Source organism: Gluconobacter sp. (assembly GCF_047723935.1).
In the GTDB taxonomy this organism is placed as follows: domain Bacteria; phylum Pseudomonadota; class Alphaproteobacteria; order Acetobacterales; family Acetobacteraceae; genus Gluconobacter.
The window spans coordinates 1-17,595 of record NZ_JBDOBO010000050.1; the positions used below are offsets into that span (position 1 = coordinate 1).

Consider the following 17,595-nt stretch of genomic DNA (forward strand, 5'->3'; position numbering starts at 1 on the left):
GCCCAGCCCACCCCCAGGCGTCCCGGCATAGGTGGCCAGCGCCTTGCGGAGGTTCTTCAATATTCCGCAATAATCGACAATCAGGCCGTTGTTCTTCCCGGCACTTACCCGGTTGGCGCGCGCTATGGCCTGCATCAGCGTGTGCGCCTTCAGCGGCTTGTCCAGATACAGGGTCGAAAGGCTCGGCACATCGAAACCGGTCAGCCACATAGCGCAGACGATGGCGATACGGAATGGATGGTCCTGTTTCTTGAAGGCCGTTTCCAGATCGATGCGCTTGCCGTCGTTCGTTTCAAAGCCATTCTTGATCAGCGCCCGGTGCGGCACGATGTTCAAATCCCATTTCCGGAATTTGTCGACTTCGCCCTGTTCTTCCGAAACCACCACGGCCGCCCTGGTGGACTTAACCCATACAAGCTGGCGCTGCCGATCGGCCAGATCCTGTTCGTCGGTGGCTTGCGCCAGCGCCTTTTCAAGGCTGGCAATTCGCAAATCCCAATGCTTCGCGATCAGCGCGTGCATGCGGACGCACGTCACCTTGTCGATGCAGACCAGCATGGCTTTGCCGCTTTCCCAGGCGGTCGTATAATGCTCCACGAAATCCGCTGCGACGGTGTCCAGCCGGGTCTCGGCGGTAATGATGTGATATTCGCGCTTCAGCTCATTTTCGAGCCGTTCGGTCACATTGGGATCGTCCAGCTCCAGCTCTTCCAGCTTGGCTGCGATCCTCTCGTTCAGGTCGTTGGTGGCGACGCCCAGCTTGTCCCCGCGCGCATCATAATAAAGCGGCACGGTGGCACTATCCTCCACCGCGCGCTGAAAATCATAGGTGGAGATATAGTCGCCGAACGTCTGCTTCGTCGTCTCGTCGCCTGTCATCAACGGCGTGCCGGTGAAGCCCAGAAAGCTGGCATTGGGTAAGGCGTTGCGCATATTGAGCGACAGGAGGCCATTCTGCGTCCGGTGCGCTTCGTCGGTGATGACAATGATGTCGTCGCGATCCGAATAGGGATTGTTGGGATTTACATCCTGATTGAAGCGATGGATCAGCGTGAAGACATAGGGTTTCTGCACCGCCAACAGCGATTTCAGCTCCGCACCCGTTCCGGCCCGCACTTGCGCCTTGTCGTTGTTGACGAGGCCGCATCCGGCAAAGGTGCCGTAAATCTGGCTGTCCAGGTCGATGCGGTCAGTGCAGACCAGAAAGGTGAAGTTCGCCCCGATCTTCCGATGGACCTTCTGCGTCAGGAAGGCGATGGAATAGCTCTTGCCTGATCCCTGCGTGTGCCAGAACACGCCCAGCTTGCCGCTCCGCGCCTTGCGGTCCTGCACCGCCGCGAAGGCTCGGTTGACGCCCAGATACTGGTGATTACGCGCCACAATCTTGACCAGCCGCTCGCCGCCATCATCGAACAGGATGAAATTTTCCAAGATGTCGATGAAATTGGCCTTGGCGCAGATGCCCTTCAGCATCGTCTCCAGATTGACAACGCCCGGTTCATCCTCTTCCAGCCGCTTCCAGTCGTTGAAATGCTCATAATGGCTGGAGAGCGAACCAATCTTCGCCTCATGACCGTTGGTCAGGATGATGAAGGCGTTGTGGTGGAACAGGTGAGGAATCGTGTCCTTATAGTCGGACAGATTTTGCTCATAGGCGTGGCGAATGTCCTTGTGGACTGCCTTGCATTCGACAAACAGCAGCGGCAGGCCGTTGACGAAACCGATAATGTCGGCGCGGCGGCGATACAGGTCACCCTTGATCCACAATTCCCGTACGCACAGGAAATGGTTGTTCTCGGGCGTGTCGAAATCGATCAGGCGCAGCCGCTGTTTGACTAGTTCACCCTTCGCATTGCGGAAGCTGGCCTGCACGCCATCCTTGAGCAGTGCATAGGCGTCACGGTTAATCGCCATCAGGCTCGACCCCAGCGGCGCATCGGTAATCTGGCGCAGCGCGTCGGCATAGGCCGAGTCCGGCAGGCCGGGATTCAGCCGGATCAGCGCTTCGCCCAAATGGCGGGTGAGGATGACATCTTGTTCGGACGCGCGGCCCAGCGTGCCTTCCGCACCTAGTGTTTCGGTGTTGAACGCATACACGCTGTCCCAGCCCAGCGCATCGGCCAGATAGTCGGCCATGGTCGCCTGAACCAGCGTGTCTTCGTTCAACGGCTTCATACGGTGATCGCTCCGCTCATCAATTTGGGGAGGAGTAGGTCGCGGGCTTTGGCCAGCTTTTCATTCCATTCGGTCAGCTTTTGTATCTGAAGAAAGACGGGTGTTACTTCCTCTTCAAACCGAGCACCAATGGTAGCCGATGGCCGAATTAACGAGCGACTATAGGCGAATTCCCTGTTTAAACCGGGAACAGCAACATCTGTACTCATGAATTGCATGTGTTGCAGAGTAAGATACAAATGAAAATCGGACTGATCGGAGGCGATAAAATAAACTGTATCGATCGGGAAGAAATTGCAATGCGACCAGCGTACACTGCCCACGTTACCTTTTCGACCGAGAATAATCCCTGGTCCGTTGACCAGCGCCTTATCGTGCGACCCGACAATCCCGCTAGATCCATAGACTGGCACACCACCGGGGACACGAGTTTCTTCCTTTAGCGCCTTTCCATAGTTAAGGGTCGCCACATCGCGAAGAGCCTTCCGCTCCCATCCCTCCGGCACGCCGTCGATGATTTTGACATGTTCATGGCCAGGGAAGCGGAAGCGGACGAACCATTCCTTGTAAAGCTGCTGCGCGGTCTGCTCCAACAAAGCAATCCGTCGCCGGTTGTTCTCGATCAGATCATCATACGCTGAGAGGATGGAGGCGATCCGCTGTTGCTCTAGTAGATCTGGTACCGGAAAATCAAGCGAAAGCAGCTTTCCTTGGCTGAGATTGTCCTGCGCAGCTCCTTGGGTGAACGTCTGATATTGGCGCTTAAAGCGAGCATCAAACAGATATTTTATGAAGCGCGCATCTGCTTTTTCGGGATCAGGTATGAAGCCGATTATGCTGTCAGGAAAACATGCTTCGATCTTAAGGATGGATGTGTCTGCAATATTTGCCGCTATCGTGATGCAAAGCGTTCCTTCAGGCCACAACTTGCTTTGCGCTAAGCCTTCCTCGCTATACGTCTGATCAAAATCTGAGAGGTAAAGGCCCGCGTGTTTAACGTCTCCCGTCTGGATGAAAGGATATGGCCCGCCGTATAGATGCGCGGCATCTCTCGGCCTATGGCGTGACTTTCCGCGCGCCACCGTGCCAAGCTGATCCAGAGGCATTTCTGGCCAGCTCACAATCCCAGCCCCGCAAAATTCGCCTGAATCTGCGCCGCTAGCGACGCCGCTTCCTCATTCAACCCCGCCAGCTCGATATGAATATCGCGCATCACCCCCTCAAAATCGAAATCCTCATCCTCTTCTTCCGGGGCTACGCCGACATAGCGGCCCGGCGTCAGCGACCAGTCGTTCGCCGCTAGTTCCGCGCGATCCACCAGCTTGACCAGCCCCGGCACCGCGACCAGCCGTGCATCGGGAAAGCGGCTCAGCAGCCAGTGCACCTGCCGGTGGAAATAGCGCACCAGTTTCAGCTGATCGACGGCATCCGCCCGCGCCTCCTCCAGCGCCTTGACCGGGCTGGTTTTGCCCCGTTTGCCGCCCGTATCGCGATGCGCCTTCTCTGCCAGCTTGAACAACTGGTCGACCTGCTTCACCAGATCTCGGCTGGTCTCCGCCAGTGGCTCCAAATCGCCATGGCCTTCATGTAGTTCGGCAATGGCAGCCGTGCCGTCAGCCCATTCGTCACCCAGTGATTTGGTCGCTGCGACGTAAGCGTCCCAATCCGCCTGAAAAACCGCGCGGGCCTCGGTCAACTTGTCGGGCGCGCCTTCATCCAGCGTCTCGATCAGTCCGTCCAGCGCATCCAGAAACGGCTCCATCGCCGCATCGCCCGCCAGCGCCTCTGCCATCGCCCGGTCCAGATAGGCGGCGACCAGTTCGCGGAACCGCTCCTCCTGCCCACGATAGAGCCAAAAGATCGCCGTCAGATTCTGCGACTGTTCGGGGGAGAAGTCGAAAACCTTACGCGTCACCTTGCGGAATACCTGCCGCGCATCGAGCATCAGCACCTTGTCGGCGTGCTCCGCCGCCTTCGCCTTGTCGAACATCCACAATTCGCACGGGACGGTGCGTGTGTAGAAGAAATTGCTCCGGATCGCGATCATGGCATCGACATGGCCGGTCTCGATCAGCTTTTGCCGAACCTTGGCTTCCTCGCCGCCTGCGCTCGACGCCTGGCTCGACATGACAAAGCCCGCGCGCCCCGTTTCCGTCAAATAGCTGTAGAAGTAGCTAATCCATAGATAATTGCCGTTGGAAACCTTCTTGCTCTTGTTCACGCCGGGCAGACCGAAAGGCAGGCGGGGGTCTTTCTTGATCTTCTCCGCGTCCACCTCGTCCACGTTAAACGGAGGATTGGCCATCACGAAATCGGCTTTTCCCATCAGTTCATGCGCGTCGGTATAATAGGTGATGCCGGGTTCAATCCGCCCCTCCAGCCCGTGGACGGCAAGGTTCATCTTGGCGAGCCGGATGGTCGTTGCGTTCTTTTCCTGACCGTAAAAGGTTGCGACCTTGGTCGGGTCTTGCTGCATCTTCTCGATGAAATGCGCGCTCTGGACGAACATGCCACCCGAACCGCAGGCGGGGTCCAGCACGCTGCCATGATCCGGCTCGATCGCGTTGACGATCATCTGCACAATGGATGGAGGCGTGAAGAACTCGCCGCCGTCATGCGCGCTCTGATCGGCAAACTGCGTCAGGAAATATTCGTAGATGCGCCCGAACACATCGCCCTTAGCATTCTGAAGCGCCGGATCGTTGAAGATGCGCAGCACATCGCCCAAAACATCGTTTTCCAGTTGTTGATATTCATTTTTGGGCAGCACGCCCGCCAGCGCGGCATAGTCACCTTCCACCGCCTCCATGGCAGCAATGATCGCCTTTGCGCGATCCGCACCGTCCGGCAGGCTGGCCAGATGATCGAACTGCGCTTCGGGTTGCAGGAAGATAGCGCCCCGGCTGGTGAAGTCTTCTTTGGTCAGCGGCCGGGTTACACCGCCGCGTCTCGGCAAGCCCGCCTCGATCTCCGGCTTCACGGCCAGATAGCGGCTGTAGGCGTGGCGTAGGAAAATCAGGCCCATGACGGGCAAGAAATACTCGTTACTGGCAAAATCACTGTTGGCGCGCAGTTGATCCGCCGCCGTCCACAGGCGTTTTTCAAGTGCTTCGATATTGGATTCCATTACGCTGGCCTGCTCCCCTTCGCTTGACCGAAAGATTAACAGCAACTCATTTATCACGACAGAGGCATGATGCCTCTGCCACCTTTTTTCGCCAGAGCGGAAATCAGTTGCGCGCGTGAGCATCATTCAGTGGGTCGACTGGTGCTGTCACGTTGATTCTGTGGCGTGGTAAGTAGGCGTAATGAGCAAGGATCCAATGATTTAAGAAGTCTTTTAAGAAGTTTGATTTTATAAAATCCAGTCAGATCACGATGGAACTCATTTCCTCGGGGATGAGGATTCCAGATTAATTTCTTGCGGACACTCCCGTCGAGCGCATCCCATTCTCTCAATGCCCTCTCATCGAATTCAAGCGAATACTCTTTCATTCGCGATGACGGCTCTTCAACTCTGTAAAAGTCATACGGTGTTTTGGGGCAGGGTTTTTAAGGCGTTCACGAACAATTTCGAGAAGGTGGGCATCCTCATCCGTGACAAGCTGACGTTTAACTGGGGACCGGCCGGTTTCTGCGATGTAGGCCAGAGTATCGCGCAATGCATCAGAAAGAGAGATGCCTTGCGCCGATAGTTTCTCAACGGCAGCCGCCTTCAGGGCTTCATCTACCCGAAATGTAACAGCAGACATGGAAGACCTCCCTTGTTTGTATGAACATATGTATCACATACGTTTATACAAATGAAGTGTCATCGTATCGGCGGGTAAGCATTTGTTAAAATCTGACCGACGATCAAAACTGCCTCCTCATGCTTTAGAAGGCGTTGAAGGGTGCTCACGATTATGTGATTCCCTATCCTATCGTGTCTTCATGATTGGAGGCCGAGCATTCACGATTTGCCAGAGGGGCTTCTTGACTTCGCTTAATCTGTTTTTGTCTTCAGAACCATGACGATAGCTTTGATTACAACCAAGAACAAAACATGAAATTGTCAATTTCCTAGGCTATAATCCTTCCATAAGGCCTTGAATATGTCAGGTCTGGGTAATGGAACTCTCTCAGGAGGTGGATCATGGTCTCTTTTCGGAAACGATGCGCGACATTTGCGGAATTGGCAGCCCCATGGACGGGACGCAAAACCGGTATGGATCATGACTTGCGTGAGCGCCTTCGCAATATGGATGCCCGTCCTCTCCGTCTTATGAAAGAAGCAGGCCTTGCGACCCATACGAGGACAGAAGAGATAGATCGTGTGTGCGAAGTGACCTTGGCGGTTGAACATCTGCCGGGCATTCGCCTGCGTCGCACGTTGCTCATTCCTTCGCAGGCCTATGGTATCCGGCGGCAGTTAGCAGACGATCTTTTGTATTTTCATACGCTCACCTTCCCGAAAAAACGCCATGCTCCAAAAAACGAGGATGACAAGAGTTCTTCGAGAGGACTTGTCCCTGTCATACCGCTTTGCGTCGGGACTTTTACTTCAAAAGTGCATATTGGCGTTTACGGTGACCTTAAAAAAGAGATGAAGAAATTACGCGCCCGTATCAGCCGAATGCTCTATTGGTATAAAAACAGTGCTTATGTGCAATTTGGATTTCAAATTCATTTGCTCATGAATGACTTTGCTTTCGCGCGCTGTCCCAAACGAGACGTTAAGGTCAATGGGCATGTGAATTTTTTCTATACTCTAAACACACCGATGCCCAAGGAGATCTGGACAGAGTTTTGTCAGATCGTAAGGAAAAAATTTCAGCTCGGTTTCTATATTGATGGTCCTGTCCGCTCTCATAGCGACACCATGGATTACATGGCCAAGCTGTATAAGGCAGAGCGGACAAAGCCAGGTGAAATTCTCTTTTCTGACCTGTGTGATGAAGCGGCAATCTGGTTTCTTGAAGAACTGAATGGAATGCGGAACATAACTCCCAAAGAGGGTTTTGCCGCCTTTCGGAAAGGGCTCAAAACACAGGGTGAGAAGGTGGTCCGGAAGAAAGCCGTTCCAACGCCCATGAACCCTAGCCCTGGTCATGAGTTGGTCAGAACCAAGAAATTGACTTCGCGCATCCTGTCTGGTGCGGATGGCTCTCCCTTTCCGAAGGGAAGCGTACCGAAGGAAAGCGTAGGACCGGGTGAGAAAAAAGCGCCGGTTGAAAATATGATTGTGGCTCGGGAACGCCCTTCACCGACTGCTGTCGGTATCTGGCAGCCCCATACGCTGGTCAAGAATTTCACCCTGACGCCTGTGACAGAACAGGGAAAGCGTAACCTTGGTCTTCTCCGGCGCCATCACCTGCAGGCCTTGGGATGGGCTCAGAAGAACGGGTGGTTTGGGCGGCCATCGGGCGCTTTGGCGCGTCTCTTTGCGCCGCAGCATAATCCTGACGTTGGGAGGAGCTTTATGTATGCTAACTCTCCTCGGCTGAGGACAGATCGTGTTGATGACGGGGTTTTAGGAGGTGCGCTCTGGCGAGAAATCATGGCGGCTGAGGTGGCCATGCGTGCCAAACAGGGTGATGCGAGGCGTCATATCTGAAAACGCCCCTGTCTTATTCCAGTTTTATGCGCGTCTATACCATTTGATCAGCGTCCAGAGGGGTATCAGCCTTTTGGATGATGACTGGCTTCGTCTTTTAGAAAAACGGATATGGTTTGCGCACAGGAGAGGTTTGTCTGCCAGAATGAGGGGGCAGGCCGCATCTAAGGGAGCAATAAAAAAGGGGAGGTGTAAAGCGCTCCCCTCAGGGCTTTGGTTTCGTGAGGTCCTCAATCGCGGTCTTTCCTCCAGCGACGCACCTCGTCAAGGGGAGGCAGCACCAGAAGGGCTCTGATCAGGCGGTTTCTAACCGTCCAGCCAATGAGAAGACGCAGGATCACAAACAGCATTGGACCTGCGGCCAAAAGCGCCCACGGGTCGTAAGACGCCAGCCAGACGGAGGGTGTGTCATGCGTGCCGGCAGAACCGCCTTCCCAGAGTTTTGCCAACCAGACTCCCAGCCCGACCAAAATCGGACCCACGCCCCACTGTGTAATCATGAGGTGTTGCTCTTTCACGCATGTCTGTCGTTCCAGACTGTCTTCGAGGCGGGTGGCAATCGTTTGTGCCAAGGTCTGGGCCAGTTCAGCCTGTCGGGCGGCAAGACGGGCCTGAGCGCTTGCCTCTGTCTGAGACTGGGCGGTTTCAAAAGCGCGGAGGGCTTTGGTCGTCGCCTGTTCCAGATCGGCAGAGAGCGCGTTCAGGGTTGTTTTAGTGTATTCTGTGACCAAGAGGCGCACGACTTCCGGATCATCCGGGCTCAGGCCCAGATCTCCCAGAGTGGCCCAGACACATTTGCGGTCTTTGGGAGACATCTTCAGGACCTTGGCCGTATCGTCAAAAATCGTCATGGCTGTCTCCTCCTCATTCCAGACCAAGAAAGGTTGCCGCCGGGGTAAGTCCTTTATGAAAGTCGCGCAGAAAGCGAGAGACGGCACTCCGTTCTGTAATGGTCAGGTCCGGGTGCTTCAGACATTGAGCATATCGAAGGTTTAGGGCGTTGACCTTGGCGCGGGTGGCCGCGTGGAGACCGGGCATGGTGATTTCCACACCGCCCGCAGAGAGGAGGCGCTCTCGCGCTTTACCGTAACGACGTTGCCCTGAGACCTCATGACCATACCAGTATGGGAAGTCATTGCGCAGGTCGCGACTTTCCCGGAGATTGAGAACGGCGACATGGTCGACCAGATCTGTGCCGAAGGTTTCCAGATACTGGCCGACGGATTGGGCACTCTCGATTTCATGATCCAAAAGATGCACCAGAGTAAGACGGACATGGTTTTCCATCAGGGCGGTCAGAAACCCCTCGACGCTTTTACCATCGCCGGTATCAATGATCTTCGAAATTTCAAACCGTGATCCACCCGGCAGATCATGCAGAATGACGGCTTTGTCGGTATCAACGGAATTGAGAAGCGTGTCGCGTTCTCTCTCCTGCCTCAGGTCGTAAAACAGAACACCCAGATCCTGATAGGTGCGGGCCAGCCCACCCACCTGACCATCAGCATCAAAGAGGGAGGCCTGTATTTTTCGGGTGTGATAAGTATCGACCAGAAGGCGGGCAAAGGTTGTTTTCCCAACGCCGCCTTTGCCAGAAACGATCAGCACGAGGCGTTTGACAGCCTGTTTCATAAACCTATGTCCTTTTGACTGGGATGGCTTCAGTGCCTTCCCAAGCAAGAGTGTAGGGTCGTCTTATGAAAAACTCAGATCGTGACAGGGGTGATGAGACGACACTGGGAGGTCAAGATGACCTCAGGCGTCCAGAAGTGGCGGTGGCTGGGAGGTAAAGCCGCGCATGGAGGGCGATGGAGGAGACGGTGTCGCGGAATCCACTTTGGGTGTGCGCGGTGGTTTTGGCTTTATGGTGCGTTTTTCCCGACCAATTTTCTTCATGTATGTGGAGAGTGTTCCGGGGCTGAGGGTGATGCCCCGTGTTTTGAGCGTGGTGCAGATTTCCATATCTGACCAGCCATCGGCCTTCATTCTGAGAAGGGTTGGATAAATCTGTGTGATGACGCCAAAGGCTGTAGCCGGTTTTCTGGCGGCACGCTCTTTGCGTTCATTTTCCAGATCAGCAATCAGATCTTCAATCGTGCCGACCATTGTAACTGAAGAAATCTTGTCTTTACGGGGCATGAGTATCCCTCCTGTGATGCAATAGAGTTTCATGGAGCATGGTGTCATAGAATAAAGAGTGTGTTCTTTTTCCATGACCTGACAGGATCCTGATACGCAGAGTGTATCTGCCCTCACTGCGACCTTCACATCTTCGAAGACATGGTCTGGTTTCATACATCCCTTTGTATTGTTCCCGTTCCCTTTAGAAATTAGCAACACACCACGCATCTTCGATGCTTTTAGGAAGCAATGGTGCAGATTTTCCGGCAGGAAAGAGCCGTTTGTTTTGCAGAATCCATTGTGAAGGATTGTCTGGCATTTCAGATAGTTTTGCGGAGGATTCCGAGCATTCTGTGGAATTCTTTTGAGCTTTCTGCCGGTCTTCCTGATGTGGCCTGAGAGGAACAGGTGATCCTTTTCAGGCGACGCTATCCTGATCAGACACTCAGTCTGCTCAGGACATAAAAGCATGTTTACCTGCACGCCCTTATCGGATGTCGAATATTATATTGACTCAGTGAATGAGGATCTCACGGCGCAAAGCGTTGTGACAGGGGAGGGGGAACGTCCTGCGCGTGCTCCTCGGAAACGTGGTGATTGGTCAGGACGGGATCGGGCTGCCTATTATCTGGATAATGGCACCGGTGAAAAGCCCGGCATCTGGTGGACCACTGTTTGTAAACTTCCAGGACAAATTCTTCCGTTTGTTGAGCAAAAGGCTGAGGTCAGTCCATCTGATTTCAGGGCATTGGCAAGGGGATGCGATCCGTTGACGGGGCAGGCTCTGGTGCAGAGCAAAGGGCAACGTCGTGTGGGGTATGATCTGCAGTTTGCGGCCCCCAAATCAGTATCGGTTTTGTGGGCCATGGGAACAGAGAGCCAACGTAATCGTATTGAGGCCGCGCAAGAAAAGGCCGTTTTTGCGGCACTTGAGTATGCCTTTACAACCGGCCTGATCGTCACACGCAGGGGTCACAATGGCGGTCAGAGAGAAACGCCCGCCGAATTAATGGCTGGGACATTTCTGCACACCACCAGTCGTGCGGGGGATCCTCAGATCCATACCCATGCGGTGTTGATGAATGTGTGCCGCCGCAAAGATGGCTCAACCGGCACGCTTGATAATCGGGAGCTCCTTTTGCACCAACAGGAAATGGGCGCCGTCTATCGTCTGGCATTGAGTGAGGCGCTGGAACGGGATCTTGGTCTGACAACGATCAAGGATGGTCGGAATTTCCGTGTGGCTGGTGTGGCGCCCAGTGTGGAAGAGCACTTCTCAAAGAGACGGGCGGCCATTGAACAGGAAGCGCGTCACAGAGGGATACAGACAGCCCATCATAGGGAAGCGGCTGAACATATTTCCCGGAACACGCGCGGGGCCAAATCAGACCTGCCCTCACGGGCTGTTTTGCGGACGCGGTGGGAACAGGAAGTCCGGGAGGAAGGGTGGACACCAGAGGCTCTATGGGAGTGTGCTTTGGCCGCGACAGGCTTGGAAGACGTCCCATCACAGGATCCCCAAACGGTATTTGCCTGCGCCCTTGAGGAACTGACCCAGACAGAAGCCGTGTTTGAAGATCGGCATCTGATCGGCACAGTTTTGGAACACTGTCAGGGACGCAGGCTGACGTTGGCACAGGCGTTGGAAGAAGCCTGCGCCGCCCGTCGGTCGAAACATCTGATTGAGTTAACGGGGAATGCTCCCTTCCAGACCAGAAACCTGCATTACGCCACACCAGAGGTGATCAATGCGGAACGTGCGCTTGTGCGTCTTGCCACCAATCGTCGTGATGAACGGGTCTTTGTGTCACGAGACAGACTGGAAGGCGTTCTGGCAAAGAGAGAAACCCTTTCAGAGGAACAGGCCGATCTGGTGCGCCATGCTCTGAACCGCGATGGGGTGAGTGTCGTTGAAGGATCCGCTGGCACTGGGAAATCCTACAGTCTGGGAACAGCGGCAGCCGTGGCACGGGAGGCGGGCTGTCGGGTCTGGGTAACAGCGCCTTCCCATCAAGCGGTCTCTGTCATTGCGCAGGATACGCAAACACCCCCGGCACAGGCTGCTGTTCTGCGGAGTTTTCTGAATCGTCTGAAAGATCCTGATCATGCGCAGGCCATAACATTAGCGCGCCATGATGTGGTGATCCTTGATGAGGGCGGCATGGTTGGCACCATGGAAATGGCGGAGCTTCTTGAGGTAACGTCCAAAGCGGGAGCCAAGGTCATTGTGGCGGGGGACACACGGCAACTCAAACCGGTGGCTCCCGGATCTCCCATGCGGTTATTGGCTGAGACACTGGGGACACAAAGACTGGAAGCCATCAGGCGCCAGAAAGAGATGTGGCAAAGACAGGCCAGTCAGGCTTTGGCCGCCGGGCAGGTCGGACAGGCGGTAAGGTTTTATGACGCCCATGGTCGCATCATCGTAGGGGAAGGCGAGGCGTTGCAGCAGACATTGGTTGATGCGGTCTGTCAGGATGTCAGTGAAAACCCCAATGATACACGGCTGGTTCTGGCCCGCACTCATTCTGAAGTAAAAGCCCTTAATCAGGCGTTACGTTCTGTGCTGATCAGTAAGGGGGACCATGCTGGCGCGTGTGAGATTACCGTTGAGGCAACCGCGCGTGGACGCAAACCCGTCGTCGAAGCCTTGCCTCTGGTCGCTGGTGATCGGCTCATCTTTGGAGAAACCCTAAAGGCCGGGACGCATCTGGTGCGCAATAATGATCTGGCAACGGTGAAGGCGGTGTATCGGGACCCTGATGGAGAACCGGTTCTCTGTCTTGTTTTTGACCGGGGTTTTGAGGTGACGACACGCTGGGCAGATTTGATCCCTGTTGGCCACCATTCCAAGGGGCACAAAGAGGAACGTCCGATTAAGGTGCAACATGCCTATGCGGTGACACTTCATTCTGCCCAAGGGGCCAGTGTGGATCGGGCCTTTGTCTTCAATCGTGCGGGGTTGGATCGAGAACTGCTTTATGTGGCCATGACGCGGCATCGTCAGGCCTGCACACTCTATACCGATACGGCGCGCATGGCGCTTCTTTATCAAAAGAACCAGATCCGGCGGAACGGGGTGGCCGTGGATATTGATGGTGCCGGCCGATTGGAGGCGCCTGATGCGCTGGATCAGGAGGAGGCACAAACCCAGACCCTGACACCCGAGATGGCCATCAGGCAGATTATTCTGGAAGGACAGCAGTCTTCAGGAAAACAGAATGTGGCTGACTTCGTGGTGAACCGGCAGACATGGGCCGAAGCGCGCTCGGCTGAAGAGGCCATGGCGCATGAGATCAGGACGCGGACGAGCGCGTCAGAGGCCGTATTTACCCAACCAGGACAAGATCTCTCTCTTCTACCGCAAATTTCTAGGTCTTTTGCAAAACAGAGGTCTGATGGAGTGTCACATCGTGTGCCTGTACAGGATCAAAGGCAAGAAGAGGTGTGGAAGAAGGTAGCGATAAAAGAAACGCGGCCTCAAGGGCCGCGCCATGAACCAGAGTGGTAAATATGGGATGGTGTTATCCCCACCGGGGCCTTGGAGAACGAGAACGGACTTGTTTTGGGCCTGGTCCTTTGCTGGTTGTTATTCTGCCACTGCTTCCCAGAGGGGGGCGTGTGAAATGTGTCGGCGGAGTCAGGAAGGGCTGGAGATAGCAGTGGGGGATTGTGTTCAGAATGCTGAAAAGACGATTTTCGATTTCCCCTGTTCTGTCGAGGAAGCCTTTGGAGCGCTCTGCAAAATGATAGGCATCAGGCAGTGTTTCCATGACAGAAAACAGGACATTGGCCAAAAGGAAGGACAGACGTCCGATCCGGTTATCCCCAGTGCCGGTGGCACGGGCAAAAGCATCCAGCAGATCTTCCCAGTTTGGAACTTCCTCAGGTCGTTCTCCCAGAAACGTCATAAGGGTCATCGTATTAGGAAGGGCCGGCAGGATCCGGTCGACATCAACCTGTGCCCGATAGGTATGAAGCGCACCAGGGCGTGCGCCCATGAACAGGCGGGCGGCGATCATGGCGATGAAGATGTTTTCACCGTCCTGATCAAGGGTTTTTGAAGCCCATTGGAGGATTTTGGTTTCATGGACGGTCAGGATGTTCTGCTCATCCTTAAAATCGAGGGCGGTATGGGGGTGGTTGAGGGACACCAAGCTGGCGCCTGAGAGGCTTGTGAGAGGTTGGATCAGCAGCGTGTTTTCTGGATCCGGACGCAATGCTTCCAGATTGCCCAGAAGCTTGCGGACAGGTCTGTCGTCAAGGGTGATGAAGAGCAGATCATTCAGGAACGCGTTTTCGGCAGCCTGTGCCTGCATAGCCTGAAGGGTCTGCTGTGTTGTGACAGACAGGCGCAAGTCGTAACCATTCCAGTTTGGGTAAGTATTAGACATTCTCTAGACTTCCTTAAAATGTTAGACACCTCTTGAGTCTAAGAGATGTGCAGCCGGATCTCATTTTTCGTGCAAATTTTTTCTGTCAAAAAAATCGTTCAGAGAAAATAATTTTTCAGAAAATGGCGGATTTCTGGGATATTTTGACCATAAAATTCTTGTTTTACGTGTGCAGACGCGCGGAATCGAAAGTTTAGATTTAAGAGAACAATGACGTTGTTTTCAGGCGGCCTGTGGGGTCAGGGCCGCCAGGGAAAGGACCATCTTGAGGTTGGGAGAAAGGGGGAGTGGGCAGATGTGTATAAGCCCTTTGCCCTTAAGATATTTTTTCGCTGCATCAATACTCATGCCAGGTTTCCCCACAGAGGGCCCAAAGACTTGCGCGACATACTCTGTCAGCCAGCGTTCGGCCACTTCCTCTTCCGTGGTGACATATCCAGCAAAGTCGTGGTCTTTATCCAGCATTGCAATAAACAGAGTGTCACCAACAGTCTGACCAACGACTGGGACGAGGAGTGGTGAGACAAGGGCTGTTATTTTAATGTCCGGATTGCTGAAATAATCATCAAGCGCGTGCTGCATCATGTCATCGAGCATGTCTGGATCAAGAGTTTCGTCAGAAGCCAGTCTGCGTATCTCTGAGTTTGTATAAACGCCTGAATACCAATAAGGGCAGAGCAAGGCGGTATCAGGATATTTGCGCTGATCTTCAGCATGCATTTCAGCCATGGAGCAGATAAATTGCGCAATCATCTGGAGACAACGCCGCTTGGTTTCCGCACCAAAGGGATAACACTGCCCGTCAACTGTCAGCCACCCGGCATAGAGGCTCATCCGAAAGGGCGCAGGATCAGTCTGTGTCATTGTTATTCCTTCATTTTATTCCGGTGTCAGGAGGATCAATCGGGTCTTTTCTCTTGGATTGTGACGGGACGGGTCAGGAAATCGCCCCTCTGTGCAACTGGGCAATGTGCGCTGATCAGGTGATCTGGAATGTTCCGGGCCACCATCTCCCGCATCAGCGTTGCAAACCAAAGATACTCACGCACAGTTAAAGGGTGACCGTCGATACGGTAATGCGACCCAAGAGAGTTCTCCATCATGGAAGGTTTGCCTTGAACCGTCCACAACGCGTGTGTCTGCTCCATCAGGACCATTGCCAATAAAGATGCGGACGAAAGGGCTTCGTTGACCAGATGCACGTTTTTCAGATCATGAGAAAGGTTCAGATGCTCGGCTTTTTCCTCTTGTAGAGCCTGTTGGCTTCGCGCCAGATCAGATTTCAGGTCTTTACATTCTTGTTCAAAATGATCAGCGGCAGACAGGAACGCCGCGTTGTCCTCATGAAGACGCTGACGATCGCTTTCTGCCGCAGAAAGTGCGGCCCTCAATTTTTCATTCTCTGCCTGAAGAGCCGCCACCTTCTGCTGTTCAGAGGTCAGAGCCGCATGTGTCGTATCCAGAGTATTGCTAAACCAATTCCAATCCTGTTTAAGCTGCGCGATTTCGTTATCCTTGCTGGCCGAACGGGCCTTTTCTTCGTTCAGTTGCCGTTCAAGCGCGTTTCTGGCAGACAGTTCACTACAGAACAAAGCATCTTTTCTATTCAGAAGTCGCTTTACCGAGACAGCATAATCATCATGCTTCCTGACCAGATCGTTCGCAAAGGCTTTCCATTTTGCATTTTGCTCGCGTGCGTCATGGAGAAGCTGGTGATTTACAACCGCATATCGAGCGTTGGCGACTTCAAACGAATGGCGATGCTGGGCCAGACGGTTTGCCTCTTGGGTGCGTTCGAGCATCCCATAATACCAGTTCTCACCCGCACGAAATGTCGCGTTGATGAACTGGGGACTCATGATGATCGCTAATTCTTCTGGCCCCATGATTCTGCCCCCCTTATTTGTTACCGTTGATCAGCGTGCAATCGCGAGAGTGCCATCATTGAATTGCTGGAAGATTTCTTCCCACTTCCTGCAGACGGCTTCGGCGTTCTTGTCCTTGCCTGTATTGTAGAACCATTGCGGATGATCGAGATTCTTGACGGTCAACCGGATACCACTGTTTTTCATGGCTTTGAGGGTTGGTGCCAGATTGGCGAAGGAGTCATTAACAAAACCTTGGAATGCCTGGCCTGGGGAGCCTCCGATCGTGGTTTGCTTCTGTGGCGTGATAATGGCCCAATCCCATTGACGGACATCACTCCATTTCAAAGAGACTATTTTGTTCTTCTCAATGATGTAGAGGAATTCACCATCGTAACAGATGGCGGTGAGGTAATCATCCACATCAAGCCGGTAATTGATCTGGATAGGCGGGTGAGCAAAAATCTCCCCATACATCTTTGGAAATGAAACCAGAGGATCACCGCTGATCGCTCTGGCAATTTTGCGAGCAAGCCATCCGCCGCCCCCGACGCAGAAAATGCCGAGAATAACACCGACTGGCCCGCCGTTTGAAAGCCCACCAAGAAGGCAGGTCAGCAGAACAACGCCAACGAAGCCGCCAGCAACAGCAAGGTATCCTTTTGCTGTGTAGAATTTCAGGTCAACATCTCTGATCAGCATCAATCAAATTCCTTTTTTGTCACTGGCGGATAATAAATCGCGTTACTCTTCGTATTGGCTCCACTTCCCCTCGATTTTGACGTAATCGAGCTTCTGTTTCCGCTGATCTTCCCCCACTTTGAAAGTCACATCACAACGGAAGATTGGCAGTTTTTCACCGTGAAACTCATAGGAACCCCGCGCTTCACACGTCCGTTCCGTGACCTTGACGACCGGGGGTGTCGGATGGTTGTGACCCAGAATGTCTCCGAATGACCGGTTCCCTTCCACAGCATCCGCATAGTTTTGAGAGATTATGGACTGAAGTTCTTCCAGAGAAGGGCCATTCTCGCCACACCCGACCAAGGGGAGCAGTGCGAGAAGTCCAAATACAGGAGCGGCCATTCTGGAGATGGTGAGTTTAGAGCGAGCGTTCATGATTCTCTCAGCAAATTTCGATTTAAGTGTGTGGCGAAAAGGTTAAAGGATGAGGTGAAATCACCCTTGGCAAACGCCATCATCCAGCTTGCAGGCAGCGGGGATGGTCTTGCCGTTCTTTGTCAGGATTCCGGTCGGAAGGTCGTAAACATCGACTTCGGCCGGCGTGGTGACGTATTTCCCGATATTGCGCGGAAATTTCAGTGTGATCTTGCTCCCGGAAATGGACGGCTTGGCAGTTGAGCAATTCCCGAAGAATGGTGTGGGCGTCTTGATTCCGTTCGGCGTGACCTGAAGGATTGAATACTGAGCGTCACAAGCCTGA

At 53.8% G+C, this 17,595-nt stretch carries 15 protein-coding genes and 1 pseudogene; 2 read left to right on the plus strand and 14 right to left on the minus strand.

Translation table 11 applies throughout. The features are described 5' to 3' along the window. The 5 genes and pseudogenes from ABF979_RS12830 to ABF979_RS12850 form a co-directional block, all read right to left on the minus strand. Nucleotides 1-2,175 (minus strand): type I restriction endonuclease subunit R (locus ABF979_RS12830; protein ID WP_415560251.1); only part of this gene is annotated, 2,175 nt, incomplete at its 3' end. Continuing rightward, on the minus strand, nucleotides 2,172-3,296 hold the full coding sequence (locus ABF979_RS12835; RefSeq protein WP_415498743.1) for a restriction endonuclease subunit S: 1,125 nt from the start codon (nucleotides 3,294-3,296) through the stop codon (nucleotides 2,172-2,174). The genes ABF979_RS12835 and ABF979_RS12830, both read right to left, overlap by 4 nt. Further along, nucleotides 3,293-5,302: a type I restriction-modification system subunit M gene (locus ABF979_RS12840; protein ID WP_415498744.1), complete on the minus strand. Its 2,010-nt coding sequence runs from the start codon at nucleotides 5,300-5,302 to the stop codon at nucleotides 3,293-3,295. Before ABF979_RS12840 ends, ABF979_RS12835 begins: the two co-directional genes overlap by 4 nt. Before the next feature lie 212 nt (nucleotides 5,303-5,514). Continuing rightward, a pseudogene (locus tag ABF979_RS12845) lies at nucleotides 5,515-5,670 on the minus strand (type II toxin-antitoxin system RelE family toxin); the annotation flags it as partial. Further along, nucleotides 5,667-5,927, minus strand: a complete 261-nt coding sequence (locus tag ABF979_RS12850; protein WP_415498745.1) for a type II toxin-antitoxin system RelB/DinJ family antitoxin — start codon at nucleotides 5,925-5,927, stop codon at nucleotides 5,667-5,669. The gene ABF979_RS12850 and the pseudogene ABF979_RS12845, both read right to left, overlap by 4 nt. A 383-nt stretch (nucleotides 5,928-6,310) precedes the next feature. Here ABF979_RS12850 and ABF979_RS12855 point away from each other — a divergent pair, with 383 nt between their 5' ends. Next, the gene (locus ABF979_RS12855) at nucleotides 6,311-7,771 is read left to right on the plus strand and encodes a hypothetical protein (RefSeq protein WP_415498746.1); all 1,461 of its coding nucleotides are present in this window, start codon (nucleotides 6,311-6,313) and stop codon (nucleotides 7,769-7,771) included. Between the two features lie 230 nt (nucleotides 7,772-8,001). On the opposite strand, the gene ABF979_RS12860 is transcribed toward ABF979_RS12855, so the two are convergent. From ABF979_RS12860 to ABF979_RS12870, 3 genes are all read right to left on the minus strand, one after another. Continuing rightward, entirely contained in the window at nucleotides 8,002-8,622 is a 621-nt protein-coding gene (locus ABF979_RS12860) for a hypothetical protein (RefSeq protein WP_415498747.1), read from the minus strand. A 13-nt stretch (nucleotides 8,623-8,635) separates the two neighbouring features. After that, a complete protein-coding gene (locus tag ABF979_RS12865) occupies nucleotides 8,636-9,403 on the minus strand; it encodes a hypothetical protein (protein ID WP_415498748.1) in 768 nt (255 codons plus the stop codon). A 123-nt stretch (nucleotides 9,404-9,526) separates the two neighbouring features. Next, a complete protein-coding gene (locus ABF979_RS12870; protein WP_086657972.1) occupies nucleotides 9,527-9,910 on the minus strand; it encodes a hypothetical protein in 384 nt (127 codons plus the stop codon). A 451-nt stretch (nucleotides 9,911-10,361) separates the two neighbouring features. Here ABF979_RS12870 and mobF point away from each other — a divergent pair, with 451 nt between their 5' ends. Continuing rightward, nucleotides 10,362-13,403, plus strand: coding sequence for a MobF family relaxase (mobF, locus tag ABF979_RS12875; protein WP_415498749.1), 3,042 nt, complete (start codon nucleotides 10,362-10,364; stop codon nucleotides 13,401-13,403). Nucleotides 13,404-13,416: 13 nt separating this feature from the next. Here mobF and ABF979_RS12880 read toward each other — a convergent pair whose 3' ends face one another. The 6 genes from ABF979_RS12880 to ABF979_RS12905 all read right to left on the minus strand — a co-directional run. After that, nucleotides 13,417-14,286 carry a hypothetical protein gene (locus ABF979_RS12880; protein ID WP_415498750.1) on the minus strand — a complete coding sequence of 290 codons (870 nt, stop codon included), beginning with the start codon at nucleotides 14,284-14,286 and terminating at the stop codon, nucleotides 13,417-13,419. A 222-nt stretch (nucleotides 14,287-14,508) separates the two neighbouring features. Next, the gene (locus ABF979_RS12885; protein WP_415498751.1) at nucleotides 14,509-15,150 is read right to left on the minus strand and encodes a hypothetical protein; all 642 of its coding nucleotides are present in this window, start codon (nucleotides 15,148-15,150) and stop codon (nucleotides 14,509-14,511) included. Nucleotides 15,151-15,185: 35 nt separating this feature from the next. Then, nucleotides 15,186-16,145, minus strand: coding sequence for a hypothetical protein (locus tag ABF979_RS12890; protein WP_415560255.1), 960 nt, complete (start codon nucleotides 16,143-16,145; stop codon nucleotides 15,186-15,188). A 57-nt stretch (nucleotides 16,146-16,202) separates the two neighbouring features. Next, nucleotides 16,203-16,853, minus strand: a complete 651-nt coding sequence (locus tag ABF979_RS12895; RefSeq protein WP_415498753.1) for a hypothetical protein — start codon at nucleotides 16,851-16,853, stop codon at nucleotides 16,203-16,205. A 42-nt stretch (nucleotides 16,854-16,895) separates the two neighbouring features. Continuing rightward, nucleotides 16,896-17,270 carry a hypothetical protein gene (locus ABF979_RS12900; protein ID WP_415498754.1) on the minus strand — a complete coding sequence of 125 codons (375 nt, stop codon included), beginning with the start codon at nucleotides 17,268-17,270 and terminating at the stop codon, nucleotides 16,896-16,898. A 60-nt stretch (nucleotides 17,271-17,330) separates the two neighbouring features. Further along, on the minus strand, nucleotides 17,331-17,595 hold a 265-nt coding region (locus tag ABF979_RS12905; protein WP_415560257.1), incomplete at its 5' end, for a hypothetical protein.

Coding starts and splice junctions, on each gene's coding strand:
- ABF979_RS12840 (WP_415498744.1), bottom strand. CDS start 5,302: ATGGAATCCAATATCGAAGCACTTGAAAAACGCCTGTGGACGGCGGCG.
- ABF979_RS12850 (WP_415498745.1), bottom strand. CDS start 5,927: ATGTCTGCTGTTACATTTCGGGTAGATGAAGCCCTGAAGGCGGCTGCC.
- ABF979_RS12855 (WP_415498746.1), top strand. CDS start 6,311: ATGGTCTCTTTTCGGAAACGATGCGCGACATTTGCGGAATTGGCAGCC.
- ABF979_RS12860 (WP_415498747.1), bottom strand. CDS start 8,622: ATGACGATTTTTGACGATACGGCCAAGGTCCTGAAGATGTCTCCCAAA.
- ABF979_RS12865 (WP_415498748.1), bottom strand. CDS start 9,403: ATGAAACAGGCTGTCAAACGCCTCGTGCTGATCGTTTCTGGCAAAGGC.
- ABF979_RS12870 (WP_086657972.1), bottom strand. CDS start 9,910: ATGCCCCGTAAAGACAAGATTTCTTCAGTTACAATGGTCGGCACGATT.
- mobF (WP_415498749.1), top strand. CDS start 10,362: ATGTTTACCTGCACGCCCTTATCGGATGTCGAATATTATATTGACTCA.
- ABF979_RS12880 (WP_415498750.1), bottom strand. CDS start 14,286: ATGTCTAATACTTACCCAAACTGGAATGGTTACGACTTGCGCCTGTCT.
- ABF979_RS12885 (WP_415498751.1), bottom strand. CDS start 15,150: ATGACACAGACTGATCCTGCGCCCTTTCGGATGAGCCTCTATGCCGGG.
- ABF979_RS12890 (WP_415560255.1), bottom strand. CDS start 16,145: ATGAGTCCCCAGTTCATCAACGCGACATTTCGTGCGGGTGAGAACTGG.
- ABF979_RS12895 (WP_415498753.1), bottom strand. CDS start 16,853: ATGCTGATCAGAGATGTTGACCTGAAATTCTACACAGCAAAAGGATAC.
- ABF979_RS12900 (WP_415498754.1), bottom strand. CDS start 17,270: ATGAACGCTCGCTCTAAACTCACCATCTCCAGAATGGCCGCTCCTGTA.